Genomic DNA, 16,586 nt, shown 5'->3' with positions numbered 1-16,586 from the left:
GTTTGCGCGAAGCCGCGCAGCGAGGCGGCCCTGGCGTTGCCGGCCGAGCCCGCCGCGCTTCCCCCAGGAGCTAGGCCCCCGGCTCGAGACGCTGGCGGTGCGAAGCGCGGACACCTTAGGTGCGGCGCGACCGGGCTCCGGTCAAGGTGCGGGCAGCCCCAGCCCGCGCGCACGGCAATTGCTAGGGGCGGCGTTGACGCTCGGGCGCACATGGTTAGTTTCGCGGTCGCGAGCCAGCGAGCTCGCGAAAACTCGGCGAAAGTATCCGGATTCCCAGCGGTTTTGACGGCTCTGGAGCGGTGGCTCGCGGCAGCTGTCAGCTGAGCCCTGCTGGCCGGTCGGGTCTTCTCGCCCCCCGTGGTCATCAGGCCGTCGCGCAAACAGTTCTCGGAGGGTTCAACGTCATGGGCAAGATCATCGGCATCGATCTCGGCACGACCAACAGCGTCGTCGCGGTGATGGAGGGCAAAGAGCCCAAGGTCATCGTGAATGAGGAGGGCTCGCGCCTCACGCCGTCCGTCGTGGCCTGGGACGACAAGGGCGAGGTGCTCGTCGGGCAGATCGCCAAGCGCCAAGCGGTCACGAACCCCACCAACACCATCTACTCGGCCAAGCGCTTCATGGGTCGCCGCTACGAGGAGGTGCAGGAAGAGGCGAAGCGCGTCCCGTACACGGTCAGCAAGGGCAAGAACAACGACGCCTCGATCGCGGTGCGCGGCAAGCAGATGTCGCCCCCCGAGGTCTCCGCGAAGGTCCTCCAGAAGCTGAAGAAGGCCGCGGAGGACTACCTCGGCGAGAAGGTCACCGAGGCCGTCATCACCGTTCCGGCGTACTTCAACGACTCGCAGCGCCAGGCGACCAAGGACGCGGGCCGCATCGCCGGGCTCGACGTGAAGCGCATCGTCAACGAGCCCACGGCCGCCGCGCTCGCGTACGGGCTCGACAAGAAGAACGAGCAGGTCATCGCCGTCTACGACTTCGGCGGCGGCACGTTCGACATCTCGATCCTCGAGGTCGGCGACAACGTCGTGCAGGTCATCTCGACCAACGGCGACACCCACCTCGGCGGCGACGACGTCGACCACCTCGTGATGGACTGGCTCGCGGCCGAGTTCAAGAAGGACACCGGCATCGACGTCTCGAACGACAAGATGGTCGTGCAGCGGCTCAAGGACGCCGCGGAGCAGGCGAAGATCGAGCTGTCGAACGTGCAGGAGACGACGATCAACCTGCCGTTCTTGACCGCGGACGCCTCGGGGCCGAAGCACCTCCAGAAGCAGCTCACCCGGGCGAAGCTCGAGCAGATGATCCGGCCGCTCATCGACCGCACGCTCGAGCCGACCCGCAAGGCGCTCGCCGACGCGAAGAAGTCGCCGCAGCAGATCGACGAGATCGTCCTCGTCGGCGGCTCGACCCGCATCCCGCTCGTCCAGGAGACGGTCAAGAAGTTCTTCGGCAAGGAGCCCCACAAGGGCGTGAACCCGGATGAGGTCGTGGCCGTCGGCGCCGCGGTCCAGGCGGGCGTGCTCTCGGGCGACGTGAAGGACCTCGTGCTGCTCGACGTCACGCCGCTCTCGCTCGGCGTCGAGACGCTCGGCGGCGTGATGACCGTGATGATCTCGAGGAACACCACGATCCCGACCCAGAAGAAGGAGATCTTCTCGACCGCGACCGACAGCCAGCCCAGCGTCGAGGTCCACGTGCTCCAGGGCGAGCGCACCGAGGCCCGCTACAACCGGACCCTGGGCCGCTTCCACCTCGAGGGGATCATGCCGGCGCCCCGCGGCGTGCCGAAGATCGAGGTGACGTTCGACATCGACGCGAACGGCATCCTCTCGGTCCACGCCAAGGACACGGCCACCGGCAAGGATCAGCGCATCACGATCACCGCGTCGGGCGGCCTGAAGGAGGACGAGATCAACCGGATGGTCAACGAGGCGGCGACGCACGAGGCCGAGGACAAGCGCCGGCGCGAGGAGATCGAGCGGCGCAACAAGCTCGATAACCTCTGCTACACGCTGGAGAAGACGATCAGCGAGAACAAGGACAAGCTGCCGGAGGGCGACGTCTCGGCGCTGAACGGGATCATCGCCGAGGGGCGGTCGGCCATCGAGAAGCAGGACGACGCGGCCGTGAGCGCGGCGCTGGAGAAGCTCGAGAAGGAAGCGCACCGCATCGCGAGCGTCATGTACGAGAAGGCCGGCCCGCCGCAGGACGGCGGCGGCGCCGCGCCCGGCGGCGCGCCGGGAGGCCAGCCGCCGCCCCCCGCCGGCGGCAAGGGGAAGGATTCGGTCATCGACGCGGAGTTCGAAGAGTCGAACTGATCGCCGCGAGGAGCCCACTCCTCGACGGTGTGCGACGAGCGCGGATTCCTCCGCGCGCGTTCGCCAAGCGGCAAGCGCCAAGCGCAACGAGCGCGGATTCGTCCGCGCTCGTTCGCATTTGGAGCGGCCGCCGCGCGGGGGGCGGCGCATGCAACCGTCGCCTGCGCGGCGCGCTCCTTGGGCGTCGACTCGGATGTCCGGGAGCCGTATAACCGGCGCTCATGCGAACTCTCCTGCCGATCGCCCCCCTGGTCCTGATGGCCGGTTCCCTCGCCTGCGGGCCGTCCCCCGCGCCTGTCGCGCCGACCGCAGGACAAGGCGAGGTCAAGGCCGGGCCTGCCCAGGTCGCCGCCAGCCCAGCGTTCGATCTATCCCCGGTCGCCGAGCCGGCCGACATCGTCGGCGTGCTCCGCTGGAGCAACCCCGCCGCCACGCTGTCGAGCATCGCGACGTGCGCGGGGCTGCCTCCGGCGCTCGCGGAGACGGGCGCGCAGGCGTTCTCCTCGGGTGTGCTGGGCGAGCTCGTGAGCCCTTCCATCGACACGGACCAGCTCGCCACGGTGCTCGCGCTCGACGCGCCGGTGCACCTGATCGTCGCGCTCGATGACAGCTCGAAGCGGGGCAAGCCCGTGGCGGCCGTGTCGTTCGGGCTCACGTCGCTCGAGCGGGCGAGGGGCGCTCTCGAGGCGGGCGCCGCCCTCACCGAGGTGAAGCCCGGCATGTGGAAGATCGGCGGCAAGGAGCCCTCGTCATCGAGCTGCTTCCTCGCCGCGTCCGCCGGCTCGGCGCCCGCGCGGCTCCTCTGCGGCGATCGGGACCGCGACGTGACGACGCTCGGGCCGTACCTCGCGCGCACGCTGCCGACGCTCGCGCCCGAGGCGCGCGATCTCCACGGCGAGGTCCGCTTCGTCCCGCTCAGCACGAAGTTCGGCGGCATGGCGAAGCAGCAGCTCGGCGGGCTCCCGATCCTCGCGCAGAGCCAGCTCTCGATCGGGCAGCCCCAGTTCGACCGGGCGCTCACCGACGCGGCGACCTCCGTTCAGCAGGAGCTCGAGGCGCTCATCAACGACGCGAGCAAGGCGGTCGTCGATCTCCAGGTCGACAACCAGTCCTGCGTGAACCTCACGGCTGCCCTGGAGCTCCGGGGCCAGTCGTCGTGGCTCGCCAAGACGATGGCCGACAGGGCGAACCGCGCCGCGGCCGCGCCGGCGCTGTACTGGCGCGCGCCGAAGGACAGCGCCGGCGCGTTCTTCGACCACGGCTACGACCCGGCGCACTACGGCGGCATCCTGAAGACGCTGCGCGAGATGCTCGAAGGGTGGCTGGAGAAGGAGAAGATCGGCAAGCCCGCCGATCGCAAGGCGCTCGCCGACCTCCTCGCGCTGCCGATCGACCAAGGGCCGAGCGTGTCCGCCCACGGGTACCCGGACGCGCCTCCTGCCGCTGCCCAGGCCGGAAAGCCGACGCCGAACGAGGCGCTCGACAAGATGATGGGGGGCTTCGTCGGCTGGAACCTGTTCGGGTTCGAGGAGGCGCCCGACGCGCTCATCAAGTACGTGAAGAACGCCGTCACCGCCTACAACACGCCCGGGCTGCGCAAGCGGCTCCCGGAGATCGACATCGATCCGAAGGATCTGCCGACGGTCAAGACGGTTCAGGCGCCGAAGGAGCTCGGGAAGTCGTCGCTCGCCGTCGAGATCCAGATCGTCCGCGATCTACCGCCGCTCGACGGCGACGCGGGCTCGACCCCCGCCGCCAAGGGCAAGCAGAAGCCCAAGCTGACGATGACGCTCCACCTCCTCGTCATGGGTGAGGAGAAGACGACGTGGGTCGCCTTCGGACACGACAAGGGCGACCTGCTGAGGCGACTCGCCACGGTGAAAGCGGGCGCGCCCGCCGCAGCGACGCTCGCGTCACGTCCGGGGCTCGAGAAGCTGAAGACCGGGAAGTTCGCCTGGGGTGGATTCTCGACGCTCGCCCCGATCACCCGCACGTTCCAGAGCGTGCTCTCGACGCTGGATCAGCCCGGCGCGGCGCCGGTGGCGCTGCCTCAGGAAGCTCGAATCTTCGGCGAAGCGCTGGCAAAGCTCCCCCACAAAGGGGAAGGGCTGATGTTCGTCACGACCCAGCAGCAGGGCGGCGCGGCGCCGCGGGCCGAGATTTCTATCAACGTGTCGAAGCCCGTGCTCGAGGACATCGGCGCGCTGGTCGCGGCAGGGCTTCGAATGGCCGGCATCACGAAGCCATAGGCTCGTGGATGCGCTATCACCACAGCCAGTAAGCTGGCGCGGCTGCTCCTGCTCGTTCGTGTTCCCTGGTCACCACGCCGCGCGTGCTTCGTCCGCCCACGTTCAAGATCGGTACGCGAATTGCCACCGAAAATATGAGAGGAAACAATGAACAACCGTGAAGGTGCGAGTCGCGACGGAATGAGCCCGGCGCGGCCAGAGACGTCCGCCACGACGGCAGCCGCCATGCCGAGGCCGCCCGTGCGCCACGCGGCGCCCGAAACGGACGACTCCGATCTGCCGGATCTGACGCCGGAGCAGCTCGACGAGCTCAGGCAGGCGCTCGAGGAGCGCCGGGCGAGCCTCGTCGCCAACATCGATGAGCGGCAGCACGCAGAGCGCGACATCTCGCGCGAGGTGGGCGACGAGATGGACGAGGCCAACGCCGAGGGCGCGACGTCGCTGACGTCGAAGCTCCTGGAGCGCGATGTCCGCGTGCTCGCCGAGATCGACCGTGCTCTCGCGAAGATGAAGGAGGGGAGCTACGGGATGTGCGAGGGCACCGGCGAGCCCATCGGTTACCGCCGCCTCAAGCTGCGTCCCTGGGCGCGCTACAGCGTCGCCTACCAGGAGCAGATCGAGCGCGAAGAACGGACCGGCGGCGGCGCCTGATCGCTCCCCGCCAGCAGGCACCGCACGTCCCTCCCCGCCAGCGCGGGCGAGAGGCGTGCGGCCTGCGTTAGCGGAGGCGCATGTCCGCGGGAGCGCTCGAGCGCGTGCCGAGCGCTCTGGTCCGCGCAGCGGTCACACGCACGAGCAGGACCCGCGCGACGAGGCACCTCATCCGCCCATCCGCTGGATGAACGGGACGATGCGCTCGACGAAGGGCTGCTTGTGATAGCGGTCGAACTCCGCCCAGGTGCAGAGCGTCCGCGGATCCTTCACGCGATCGACGAAGAGCACGCCGTCGACGTGATCCTTCTCGTGCTGGAAGGTGCCCGCTGACAGCCCGCGCACGATGCGATCGATCGGCCTCCCGTCGCGATCCAGGCCGGTGAGCCGGATCTCGGTGGTGCGGTCGACAACACCCCTCAGGTTCGGGACGCTCAGGCACCCTTCGTAGTTCTCGAACGTCTCCTGCGTGAGCGGCTCGATCACCGGATTGACCACGACAGTGAGCGGGATGTTCGGCTTGTACGGATAACGGGGGTTGTTCTGCACCTCGACCGCGAAGATGCGCACCGGCACATGGACCTGGGTGGCGGCGATGCCCGCGCCGTTCGCGTCGCGCATCGTCTCCACCAGATCGTCGATGAACGCCTGCATCGCAGGGGAGGAGAGCTCTTCTGGCGTGATCTCACGCGCTCGCTGCCTGAGGACAGGGTTGCCGATGTGGGCGATTTTCAGGAGCGTCACGCGGCGATCGTACCATGGACGCGCGCCGTCGGCCTGGCCGGCCATGGCGGCGCCCAGGCGCTGGTCCATGCGGCGCGCGGCGGCGTCAGCTATGGAGACGGGGCATGCACTACTTCCCTGACGAGCCTTGCGTCCCCGAGCAGCAGCAGGCGACCGCCGCCATGCACCTCCGCTTCGAAGACGTCAGCCAGAACGGGCGGGTGATGCTGGACGCGCTGCCGCACGGCCTCGGGCCCGCGGTCTGGGTGAAGCTCCTGCGGGCGAGCCCCGTCGAGGCGCTCATGCTCACGCAAGGGATCATCCCGATCCTCACCCGCCTCATCATCGAGGGCGGAGAGGGGCCGATCGCGACGCGGGAGCCGCTAGAGCTGCAGGGCCGCTACCAGCTGGCGCACACGGAGGACGCCACCTCCCAGGTGAACCGGCTGATCCTGGCCATGTGGCTCTCGGCCAGCGGGCGCCGCAGCCGGACCTACGGCCCGCCGCCGCCCGGCGCGGGCGAGCCGATCCAGGTCGGTCGCGTGTTCGCGGAGCACGTCTTCACGCGGCCCTTCGCGGCGCCCGAGGCGCGCAAGGTGCTGCGCTTCGAGTCCCCGGATCTGCCGGCGGTGCCGCCCGAGCGCTACGACTTTCGCTCGCCGGAGGCGTTGATGGGCCTGCCCGAGGGCGCGGAGCCGCTCGACGCGAAGCCGACCCTGGATCCGATCCCGGTGGCGTTCGGCCTGGATCACACGGACGGGAACCAGCACGTGAACTCGCTCGTGTACCCGCGGCTCTTCGCGGAGGCCGCGCTGCGACGTCTCTCGGCGCAGGGCCACAGCACGGCGGTGCTCGCCCGGAGGGTGGAGATCGCCTACCGCAAGCCGTGCTTCGCGGGCACGCAGGCGAGGATCATGCTGCGCACGTTCACCCTCGGCGGCGCGCTCGGCGCGCTCGGCGCGTTCGTGCCGGACGCGCCGGAAGACCCCGCCGGCGCAGCCCCCGGGGCGCGCGCAACCTGCTACATCCGCACGCTGTTCCAGGGCTGAGCCGGCGCGAACGCGAAGACGGCGCGCCCTCTGGAAGGACCGGCGTTCCGGGTCGACGCCGCGCGCAGCGGCGCGCGCGATGACCGGCCCGCTACGCGCTCACCGTGCGGGGAAGGCCGGCGCGATCGGCGATCTCGTCGTGGAAGGCGCGGAACGTCGACTCCTGGGGCCAGGAGGGCGCGTCGGCGAGGAGCTCCTCGACGCGGGTGAGCTCGCCCTCGTCGATGGCGACGACGGCCGCGGCGTAGCGCATGGCCCAGAAGACGAGCGGGCTGGCCTCGCTCGCGCGCTCCAGCAGCGCGCGGTCGCCCGGCACGCTCGTGTGAGCGAAGGCGCGGGCGAGCGCGCCGGCTGCCGATCGCAGGGTGACCACCCGGCTGCGAAAGGGCGAGCTGATGTCCGGGAGAGGGAGGCGCGCCAGGCGACCCGCCTGCGCGAGCGCCGTGTCGCGATCGCCCTCGAAGGTGCAGAGGAGCGTGTCGAGGAAGAGGCGGTGCTCGAGGGCCGCTTCCCACGCGGGCCCCCGCTCGGCGGCGGCCATGGCCGCGCGCGCCTTCTCGACCCAACCATAGGCCGCGAACGCCGTCGCCGTCATGAGCGGTGCCATCGTGGCGGGGTGCGGGACGCGGTGAAGCGACGACGACCAGCGCCGCAGCACCGAGCCCACATCGCCCGAGCGCAGCAGCCGGCGCAGCTTGCGGCGCGCGAGCCAGCGAGCCGCGGCGAACACGAGAACCACGCTGAGCACCGCCGCCATGATCACCGGCTGCTGCCAGGCGAACCGGAGCGCGGCCGCTGCCAGCGCTGCGGAGCCGATGAAGAGAAGCACCGGAATCAGCCGGCTGCCCCGTCCCTCGTCCTCGGAATCGAACGGATTCACGACACCTCCAAGCGTACGGGGCTTCCTGAACGAGGCAAGCCCTGGCCGATGCCGCTCCAGGTCGATCGCTCGGCGCACACCACCACCCTTTGCACACCCCGATCGCAGCTCACGCTCACACCTCACTGGCACCGCCCTCACCCCCGATGGCTCCGAGGAGGGAACCCAACGTGGGCGACGCTGCGTTCGCGAAGGGCGCCGAGACGCCATGGCCCACGAATCGCCGCCGCGCGCGCCGTGGGGCTCGACATGGGGATGAGGTTCGACTACGAAGTCCCTGCGTCAGGCAACAGCGCCTGGACCTCATGGGTCCGCCGACAGCGCGCCGTGAACCCCGCCAGGCCCGGAAGGGAGCAACGGTAGCGGAAAGCGAGTGTGGCGGGCCCACTTACTTTTTGTCGGTCAGTTGTGGGCCCGACGCGCTTCTGCGCTCACCTCGGGACGCGGTCCCAGAGCCGGGCCGCCGCCGCGCTGATGCAGGCCTCAAGGGGCGTCGAGCGCCGCCGGCGCGATGGGCGCGACGGGCACGGAGAACAGCGCCTCCGGGCTCGTCACGATGCGCGGGACATCCGCGTCGCGCAGCGGGCTTATGCCGTCAGCGGGCAGACGCTGCTGCACGATGCCCGCCGCTTCGTCGCCGCCCTCCAGCGTCACGGCGGAGAGGCGGCTGTCCAGACCGACGCCGCCGTCGATGAGCACGCTCGCGCGGCGTGACGGGCTGATGGAGGGGTTGAGGGACTCGAGCCCGTTGCCGCTCAGCACGAGCCCGAAGATCGCGGCCTGCGCGCGCTCCTGCCAGCTCACGCCGTCGCCGACGACCTCCTGGGCGAGCCCGCCGTCCGCGCTCACCACCGCCGAGTCGGCGAAGGTCCCGGCGATGCGCATGCCGTCGATGATGATGCCGCGCGCGTCGCCGCTCATCCCCAGGCCGATGGCCCGGTTCTTCTCGAGGAGGCCTCCCGTGAGCTGGACGGTCTGCTCCGGCGTCGTGTGCTGGATCCAGATCCCGGGCTGGTTGCCGCTCACCTCGAAGCCCTCGCCGCTCTCGCCGAGGGCTGCGTTCGCTCGATCGATCAGGAGACCGAACCCGGTGTTGTCGGCGACTTTGAGGGCCGCCGCGTCGAGGGTCGAGCAGCCGGACACGGAGATGCCGCCGCTCGGATCGAACCCGCTCAGGCCATTGCCGCTGACCTCGACGCCAGACATCGAGGCGCGCGCCCCGACGAGCGACACGCCGACCACCTTGCTGTCGCGGACGAGCGCGTCCTCGACGTGGAGCTCCACCGGCGCCTCGCAGTCACAGCCGCCGGTGCACTGCGCCCACAGCCCCGGCCCCTGCGAGCCCGAGACGACGGACCGCACGACGGAGACGCGGCCGGCGTCGAACGCGCTCAGGCCGTACCGCGCCGAGCCCTCGATCGCCGACGCGACGAGGTCGAGCGACGCGCCGAGGCCGAGCGTCACGCCGTCGGACGCGCTGCCGACGACGCGCACCGCCTCGATCCGCGCCCGGGCGCCGGCCGCGATCCGCACGCCGCCCTCGCCCACGGTCAACGCCCGGAGGACGGCGCCGTCGCCGGCCGCGAGCGAGACCGCCGCGACGCTCACGGAGCCAGCGCCGCGGCCGAGCAGGCTCACGCCGGGGGGCAGATCGATCGGGCCGTAGGCGCCAGGGCCGAGCGCGATGCACGCCCCAGGTCGAGCGGCGTCGGTGGCCTGCGAGAGCGCGGCGGCGCTCGAGACCTCGATCACCTCGGCGCAATCGACCGACGCGGCGCAGAAGTCCCCGCCGCAGAGCGCTCCCGCGGGGACACCGATGCACGCGCCAGACGCCGCGCGCGCGCCAGGGCACCCGCCCGGCGGTGCGGGATCCGACGCGCACCCGAGCGCCGCCGAGCCGAGCGCGGCCGCGGCGGTCAGAACGATAGCTGCCTGATTCCAAGACTTGATCATGACGAACGTCTCCCGCGCGGCACGTCGCGCTACCTGACGAGAAAGGGTCAGCGCCTCAGGGATCCGAGAGCAGCGCGCGGCACTCGGCCGCCCGCGCCGCGAGCTCGCCGTCCCGGAAATGCGCCGCCAGCGAGGCGGAGAGCTGCGCCACGGCCGCCTCGGCGCGAGGGCGGGTCGAGGCGTCGCGGAGGGCCGCGCGGCAGATCCGCGCGAGGCCGAGCGCGACGTCCGCGAGGTACACGCGCCCGCCGCCCACCTCGGCGAGTCGCAGCGCCGCGCAGCCGGACTCGAGCGCCTCCCCGACGTGGCCGGCCGCGAGCAGCGCGGCGGCGAGGTTGCGGTACGCGTCCGGGAGATCGGCGCCAGCGCCGGCCTGCTCGCCCAGCCTCACGGCGCGCCGCGCGTGCTCCAGCGCGGCGTGCGGGCGCGCGAGACGGAGCTCGACCTCCGCGAGGTTGTTGTGGCCCGACGCGATCGCCTGGAGATCACCGAGCCGCTCCTTCAGCGCGAGCGCTCGGGCGAACACCTCCCGCGCGCCGCCGAGATCGCCCTTCGCGAACAGCACGGCCGCGACGCCGTTCAGCGCGAAGCCCAGCGCCTCTGGGTACGCGCGCTCGTCGACGGACCGCGCGGCCTGGCGGTAGCAGCGCTCCGCCTGCACCACCCGACCGCGCGAGTAGAACACCGTCCCGAGCGCGAGGAGCAGCTGCGACGCCGCCACGCGGCGGCGGTCGTCGCCTCGATGCAGCGTCCGGCAGATGCGCAGGCTCCGAAGCGCGACCGCGCGACACGCGTCGAGGTCGCCGGCGCGCCGGTGGAGCGCCGCGAGCAGCCCGTACATGGGGAGCGTCTCCGGGGCGGCGCCGCCGCGCTCCGCGAGCGCGATCGCGCGCTCGATCAGCGCGCGCGCGTCGGCCGTCGCGCCGCGCACCTTGAGCACGAGGGCGAGGCGGAAATCCACGCGCGCATCCCAGAACAGCGCGGCCTCCGGGCCTTGCGCGGGCGGCGCGGAGGCGCGCCGCTCGACGCGGAGGATCCGCGTCCGCGCCTCGAGGTACGCGCGCTCCGCCTCGTCGAGTCGGCCCGCCCTGCGGAGGGCGTCGCCGACGTCGAGCAACAGCGCCGCGCGCTCGTGCCAGGCGAACAGCCGGCGCTCGTCGCCCCCCGGCGCGGTGGCCGACGGGGCGCGCGCCGCGGAGCCCCTCGCCGGGGCGCCGTCCGCCGCGCTCGCGTGGATCTCCCGGGCCCGCTCGAAGTGCCGCAGCGCCTCGGCGTTCTGCCCGAGCGACGACGCGCTCGCCGCCGCGCGCGTGTAGGCGAGCGCCGCGCTCCGCGCGTCGCCGCCGCGATCATGGTGGAGCGCCGCGAGCGCCTCCCCGAGCCCCCGCGGCGCGCGCGCAGGCGAGCGTCCCGCCGAGACGCCGTCGACCCAGGCGGCGACCGCGCGGTGCATGGCCCGGCGCACCTTGAGGCTGAGCGTCTCGTAGGCGATCTCCTGGGTCGCCGCCTCGGCGAAGACGTACTCGCAGTCCTCGGGGAACGTCGACGCGTCACGCGCCTGGATGATCTGCTGATCCCGGAGCCGCCGCAGCACGTCTGCGGTGCTCGATCCGCCGCCGTCGAGCGGCGCGGCGCCGCGGAGGTGGTCGATCGCGCCCTTCCAGAACGTCCTGCCGACCACGGCCGCCTGCGCCAGGACCGCGCGCGCCTCGCCGTCGAGCCGATCGAGCCGCGCCTGGACGATGCCCTGGATCGTCGCCGGCAACGAGAGCCGGGCGAGCTGCTCCTCGTGCAGGATCCAGGGCTCGCCGAGGCGCCGCTCGAGCGCGCCGGCGTCGATGAGGAGGTACAGCGTCTCGGTCAGCGTGAGCGGGTTGCCCTCGGCGCGCTCCGCCAGGGCACGGATGGCCTCGGCGGAGCAGCGCGCGACGAGGCGGAGGCGCTCGCGCGCCATGTCCTCGATGTGCCGCCGCGGCAGCGGGCCGAGATCGAGGCGCGCGTGGCTCGCCTTCCCTTCGCCCCAGTGCGGCCGCCGCTCGTAGAGCTCGGGCCGGGCCGCGCCGACGAGCAGCAGGGGCGCGTCCGACAGGCGCACGGCGAGATCGTCGAAGAGGTCGAGGCTGGCGTCGTCCGCCCAGTGGATGTCGTCGAGCAGCACGACGACGGCTCCGCGCGCGGCCATCGCTCGCAGCAGCATCGCGACGGCCGCGGCCACCCGCTTCGCCACCTCGGCGCCGCCCTCGTCGGGGACGATCGCCGTCGCGGGCGCGGCTTGCGCCGCCGGGCACGGGCAGAGCACGGCCGCGACCTCCGCCAGCGCGTCCTCCAGGGCGAGCGGGTGCGGCGCGCCGCCGGCCTCGCCTCCGGCGTCGACGCCGAGGACGCCGCTCGCGAGCTTGCGCAGCACGACGTCGCGCGCGTCGCCGTCCTGGACGCGGAAATGAGCGCGGAGGAGCGACGCGGCGAGGTGGTAGCTCGCATCCATCGACAGCGACGAGCACGCCGCGCCGAGCACGATGCACGGCTCCGCCTGCGACAGCGCCCTCGTCCGGACCTCGGCGAGGAGTCGGCTGCGGCCGATGCCGCCCGCGCCGATCAACGAGACGAACATCGCGCGCCGCTCCGCGATGACCGTCTCCAGCGCCTCCGAGAGCCGCTGCACCTCCCCCGCCCGCCCGATGAAGCGGGTGTCGAGGCCGAGGAAATCGGATCCCGCGCCCGATCCGCTCGCGAGCTTCAGCACACGGAAGCCCGGCGCGCCGTCGCCTTGCGGCTCGACCTGGAAGAGCCCGGCCACCTGCCGGAACGTGGGCTGCGCGATCAGCACCGCGCCGGGCACGGCGGCCTGCTGGAGCTGCGCGGCCGCCTTCAAGGCCTCGCCGGAGGCGTCGACCGGGGCGCCCCGCCCGGTCGCGCCGCTCACGAACAGCCTCCCCGTGCTGATGCCCACGCGCAACCTCGGCCGGGAGCGCGGCGGCAGCTGGACAGGGAGCGACGCGGCGTCGAGCGACGCGAGCTCCAGCCCGGCGCGGACGGCGCGCTCGGCGTCGTTGTCGCTCGCGCGCGGCGCGCCGAACAGCGCGGTGACGACGCCCTCGCTCCTGCCCTGCACGACGCCCCCGAGCGCCTCGACGCGCTCGCGGACGAGATCGCGGCACGCCTCGCGGAGCTCCAGCTCCTGCTCGGGATCGAGCGGCTCCTGCCCGTCGTCGCCGGCGACGATCTCCGCGGAGAGCACGGTGCAGACACGGTACTCACCCGCGGGCGCCGCGACCTTCGCCCCGCCCGTGGGCGCCGCGACCTTCGTGGCGTCCGCGGGCGCCGGGGCGGCCGGGAGCGCCGCGCTCGGACCCCGCGGAGACGCCTGGTCGGCCCTCGGCGAGATCGCGGAGAGCGGGGCAGCCGACGGCCGGAGCGCGGAGCCGGCGCGCGCGGAGGCGAGCGCTTCTCCGAGCTCGCGCGCGTCCCGGAAGCGCGCTGCGGGCTCGACCGCGACGGCCCGCGCGACGACCGCCTCGAGCGCGGGGCTCGCCTCGACGCCGAGCCCCGCGAACGACGGCCGCCTGCGCGGGTCCACGGCGGCGAGGTAGAGCTCGGCCCAATCGCGCCCGTCGATCGGCTGCTTCCCCGAGGCCAGCTGCAGCAGCACGAGCCCGAGCGCGAACACGTCCGTCCAGGGCCCCGTCGCGCCGAGCTTCGGCTCGAACTGCTCCGGAGCGCCGTAGAGCGGCGTGAACACGTGCAACGTCGGCGACGTCGCGAGCACCTGCGTCGTGTCGCTGGGGTTCACGCCCCGCGCCGCGGCCACGGCTCGCCTCGTCTCCGCGAGCGCCTTCGACAGCGGCATCGACGCGTCGATCACCTTGGCGATGCCGAAATCGACGACCTTGATCGTCGTCGCGCCGGGAATCTCGACGAGGAACAGGTTCGCCGGCTTGACGTCGCGGTGAGAGACCCGCTCGTCGTGCGCCATCGCGAGCGCGCCCACCGCGGGCGCCAGGAGCTCGATCGCCTCGTCGACGGAGTACGGCGCGCGCCCGGAGGCGCGCCGCGCCTCGATGTGCTGCGCGAGCGTCTCTCCCTCGAGCCACTCCATGACGATGTACGGCGTCCAGCAGCCCTCCGGCGAGGTCGCCGCAGAGACGTCGAGCGCCTGGACGATGCCCGTCGTCCGGCGCGAGAGCCGATGCAGCAGCCGGGCCTCGCGCTCGAACGTGTCGAGCAGCGACTGCCGCTCTTCCGGCAGGAGATCTGCGGGGATCTTCAGGCACTTGACCGCCACCTGCTCCTGGAATCCCAGGTGGGTCGCCCGGTAGACCACGCCGAACGTCCCCTCGCCGGCCACGGCGTCCACCAGCAGCTTGCCGCCGATGGTGCTGCCCACCCAGCCGAACGGGTCCCGCGCGATCATCCGCGGAAATTCTACTGCCCGCGCCGCGGCACCGGGAGCGCGCCGCCTCGCAGCGATGACGATCGCTGCCCCGCGCGCGCTGGACCACCTCGACCGCCACGGCCGGGGAGCCCCGCGAGCCCCGCGGGCGCGAGGTGCGCGCGACGGCAGTCGCCCTGCGCGCGCGTCCGTGCTACGCAGCCGGCTGCTGGGCGTGCCCTCGGTCCTGGCGACCGTCCCGCGAACGCTGCCGCAACGGTCCCCGGAACGGATCGCACGCGCGCAGCGGCAGGGCGTCGCTCGTCGTCCGGCGCGACTCTGGGGTGCGATGTGGCTGAGCCGGAGATTCTTTCCCGCGATGGTGGCTCGCTCGAGCTCCTGATCATCACCCAGAGCTCGATGAGCACCCGACAGCTGCCGGGCTCGGGCAGCGTCGTCCTGGGCAGGGACGAGGACGCCGGCATCTGCGTCCCCGACTCCTCGGTGTCGCGCCGGCACGCGGTGCTGCACCTCGGCCCGCCGCTCCGGATCGAGGACCTCGGCAGCAGCAACGGGACCCGCGTGCGCGCCCGGCACTGCAGCGCGGCGACCGAGCGCCTGATCGATGTGGGCAAGAGCACGCCCGCGCGGGGCGCTGCGGTCGAGCTCTCGCCCGGCGACGTCATCTACCTCGGCGCTGCGCGCGTCGTCCTCCGCCAGAAGGGCGGCGAGCGGGACGCGGGCAAGGACGTCATCGTCAAGGACGACGCGATGCGCGCCGTCTACGAGCTCGCCGAGCGCGTCGCGAACGGCCCGATCAACATCCTCCTGCTCGGCGAGACGGGCGCCGGCAAGGAGGTGCTGGCCGAGGCGATCCACAGGGCCTCGCCGCGCGCGAGCCGCCCGCTCCTGCGCCTGAGCTGCGTCGCGCTGTCCGAGTCGCTGCTCGAGAGCGAGCTGTTCGGCCACGAGCGCGGCGCCTTCACCGGCGCCGTCCGGGCGAAGCCGGGGCTGCTCGAGACGGCCGAAGGGGGCACCGTGTTCCTCGACGAGATCGGCGAGCTGCCGCCCTCGATCCAGGCCAAGCTGCTCCGGGTCATCGAGGAGCGGAAGGTGATGCGGGTCGGCGGGCTGACCCCCATCAAGATCGACGTCCGCTTCGTCTCGGCCACGCACCGCGACCTCGAGGCCGAGGTGAGCCGCGGCGCGTTCCGGCAAGACCTGTATTTCCGGCTGAACGGCGTGACCCTCTCCATCCCGCCGCTGCGCGAGCGGCCCGGGGAGGTCGCGGCGCTGGCGCAGCTCTTCGCGGAGCGCACGGCGAAGGAGCTCTTCCCCGGCGAGGCGAGCGCCGCGTCCGTTCCGATCTCGCCCGCGGCCCTGGCCGGGCTCCAGCGCCACAGCTGGCCAGGCAATATCCGGGAGCTGCGCAACGTGCTCGAGCGCGCGGTGATCCTCGCCAACGGGGCGCCCATCGGGCCGGAGCACCTGCTCCTCTCCCCGCTGGCCGATCCCACCCGTCCATCGCATGCCATGCCCCTTCCGGCGCGCCCGCCGCAGGCGCCCTCGAACGCGCGTGCGCCGGCGCCGGCGCCAGCGTCTACGATTGCGAGGAGCGTGCCCGACGGCGCGAAGAGCGCGCCGGACGGCGTGGACCCGGGCCCCACCCGGCTGCGCGACGCCATGGAGGCCCACGAGCGCGAGCGCATCGTCCAGGCGCTCGAGCAGTGCATGGGGAACCAGACGCGCGCCGCGGCGCTGCTCGGGATCTCACGGCGCACGCTGGTCGAGCGGATCCGCGTGTACGGGCTGCCGCGGCCGCGCAAGGCCTGAGCGTTGCGCAGATCGCCGCGCAACCTGGCGTCGACTGCGCGAGGGCTCGCTCAACCGAGCGGCCGCCCGCGCAACACCTCAGGCGGGCGTCTCGCGCCGCTCCAGCGGGGCGAGCTCGATCCCGAGCTCCGTGGCGAACCGGAAGATGCGCTCGTCGCGGTAGAACTCGCCGAAGACGACGCGCGAGAGCCCGGCGTTCGCGATCATCTTGAAGCACCCCCAGCAAGGCGAGGCCGTGACGTAGACCGTCGCGCCGTCGATCCGCACCCCGTTCCGCGCGGCCTGGATGATGGCGTTGGCCTCCGCGTGGATCGTGCGCACGCAGTGGCCGTCCTCGATCAGGTGCCCCTCCTCATCGCAGTGAGGCAGCCCCCGGATCGAGCCGTTGTACCCGGTCGCGAGGATGCTCTTGTCGCGCACGATCACCGCGCCGACGTGCTTCCGATCGCAGGTCGCCCGCGACGCGACGACCTCGGCGATGCGCATGAAATATTCATCCCACGAAGCCCGATGCGTCATCGCTCACCTCCACGACGGGGGATCCGCGCCCGCCGC

Annotated in this window: 10 protein-coding genes and 1 other RNA gene; 6 read left to right on the top strand and 5 right to left on the bottom strand. The window is 72.6% G+C overall.

Annotated features, from left to right (window positions below; genetic code table 11):
• The first annotated feature begins 404 nt into the window (after window positions 1-404).
• The 3 genes from dnaK (at window position 405) to WME73_RS49620 (ending at window position 5,224) form a co-directional block, all read left to right on the top strand.
• Window positions 405-2,324, top strand: a complete 1,920-nt coding sequence (gene dnaK / locus WME73_RS49630) for a molecular chaperone DnaK (RefSeq protein WP_437743277.1) — start codon at window positions 405-407, stop codon at window positions 2,322-2,324.
• 221 nt (window positions 2,325-2,545) lie between these two features.
• On the top strand, window positions 2,546-4,573 hold the full coding sequence (locus WME73_RS49625; RefSeq protein WP_437856640.1) for a hypothetical protein: 2,028 nt from the start codon (window positions 2,546-2,548) through the stop codon (window positions 4,571-4,573).
• A gap of 225 nt (window positions 4,574-4,798) precedes the next feature.
• On the top strand, window positions 4,799-5,224 hold the full coding sequence (locus tag WME73_RS49620) for a TraR/DksA family transcriptional regulator (protein ID WP_437743275.1): 426 nt from the start codon (window positions 4,799-4,801) through the stop codon (window positions 5,222-5,224).
• Window positions 5,225-5,392: 168 nt separating this feature from the next.
• Here WME73_RS49620 and def read toward each other — a convergent pair whose 3' ends face one another.
• A complete protein-coding gene (gene def / locus WME73_RS49615) occupies window positions 5,393-5,968 on the bottom strand; it encodes a peptide deformylase (RefSeq protein WP_437914143.1) in 576 nt (191 codons plus the stop codon).
• A 104-nt stretch (window positions 5,969-6,072) separates the two neighbouring features.
• Between def and WME73_RS49610 the strand changes: the two genes are divergently transcribed.
• Window positions 6,073-6,996, top strand: coding sequence for a hypothetical protein (locus tag WME73_RS49610; RefSeq protein ID WP_437743273.1), 924 nt, complete (start codon window positions 6,073-6,075; stop codon window positions 6,994-6,996).
• Between the two features lie 91 nt (window positions 6,997-7,087).
• Here the strand turns inward: WME73_RS49610 and WME73_RS49605 are convergent, their stop codons facing one another.
• On the bottom strand, window positions 7,088-7,876 hold the full coding sequence (locus WME73_RS49605) for a hypothetical protein (protein ID WP_437743272.1): 789 nt from the start codon (window positions 7,874-7,876) through the stop codon (window positions 7,088-7,090).
• A gap of 303 nt (window positions 7,877-8,179) precedes the next feature.
• Between WME73_RS49605 and ffs the strand changes: the two genes are divergently transcribed.
• An RNA gene (gene ffs / locus WME73_RS49600) (signal recognition particle sRNA small type) lies at window positions 8,180-8,269 on the top strand.
• A gap of 90 nt (window positions 8,270-8,359) precedes the next feature.
• On the opposite strand, the gene WME73_RS49595 is transcribed toward ffs, so the two are convergent.
• On the bottom strand, window positions 8,360-9,829 hold the full coding sequence (locus tag WME73_RS49595; protein WP_437743271.1) for a hypothetical protein: 1,470 nt from the start codon (window positions 9,827-9,829) through the stop codon (window positions 8,360-8,362).
• Window positions 9,830-9,884: 55 nt separating this feature from the next.
• On the bottom strand, window positions 9,885-14,240 hold the full coding sequence (locus WME73_RS49590) for a protein kinase domain-containing protein (protein ID WP_437914142.1): 4,356 nt from the start codon (window positions 14,238-14,240) through the stop codon (window positions 9,885-9,887).
• 378 nt (window positions 14,241-14,618) lie between these two features.
• On the opposite strand from WME73_RS49590, the gene WME73_RS49585 reads away from it, so the two are divergent.
• Complete coding sequence (locus WME73_RS49585; protein WP_437914141.1) at window positions 14,619-16,031, top strand: sigma 54-interacting transcriptional regulator; 1,413 nt, start codon at window positions 14,619-14,621, stop codon at window positions 16,029-16,031.
• A 78-nt stretch (window positions 16,032-16,109) separates the two neighbouring features.
• Here WME73_RS49585 and WME73_RS49580 read toward each other — a convergent pair whose 3' ends face one another.
• Entirely contained in the window at window positions 16,110-16,550 is a 441-nt protein-coding gene (locus WME73_RS49580) for a deoxycytidylate deaminase (RefSeq protein WP_272096750.1), read from the bottom strand.
• Window positions 16,551-16,586 lie beyond the last annotated feature (36 nt).

The sequence above is a fragment of the Sorangium sp. So ce302 genome (assembly GCF_051530145.1).
Lineage (GTDB): Bacteria > Myxococcota_A > Polyangia > Polyangiales > Polyangiaceae > Sorangium > Sorangium cellulosum_B.
Note: the sequence above shows the minus strand (reverse complement) of the source record. Positions and strands in the feature narration are given on the sequence as shown.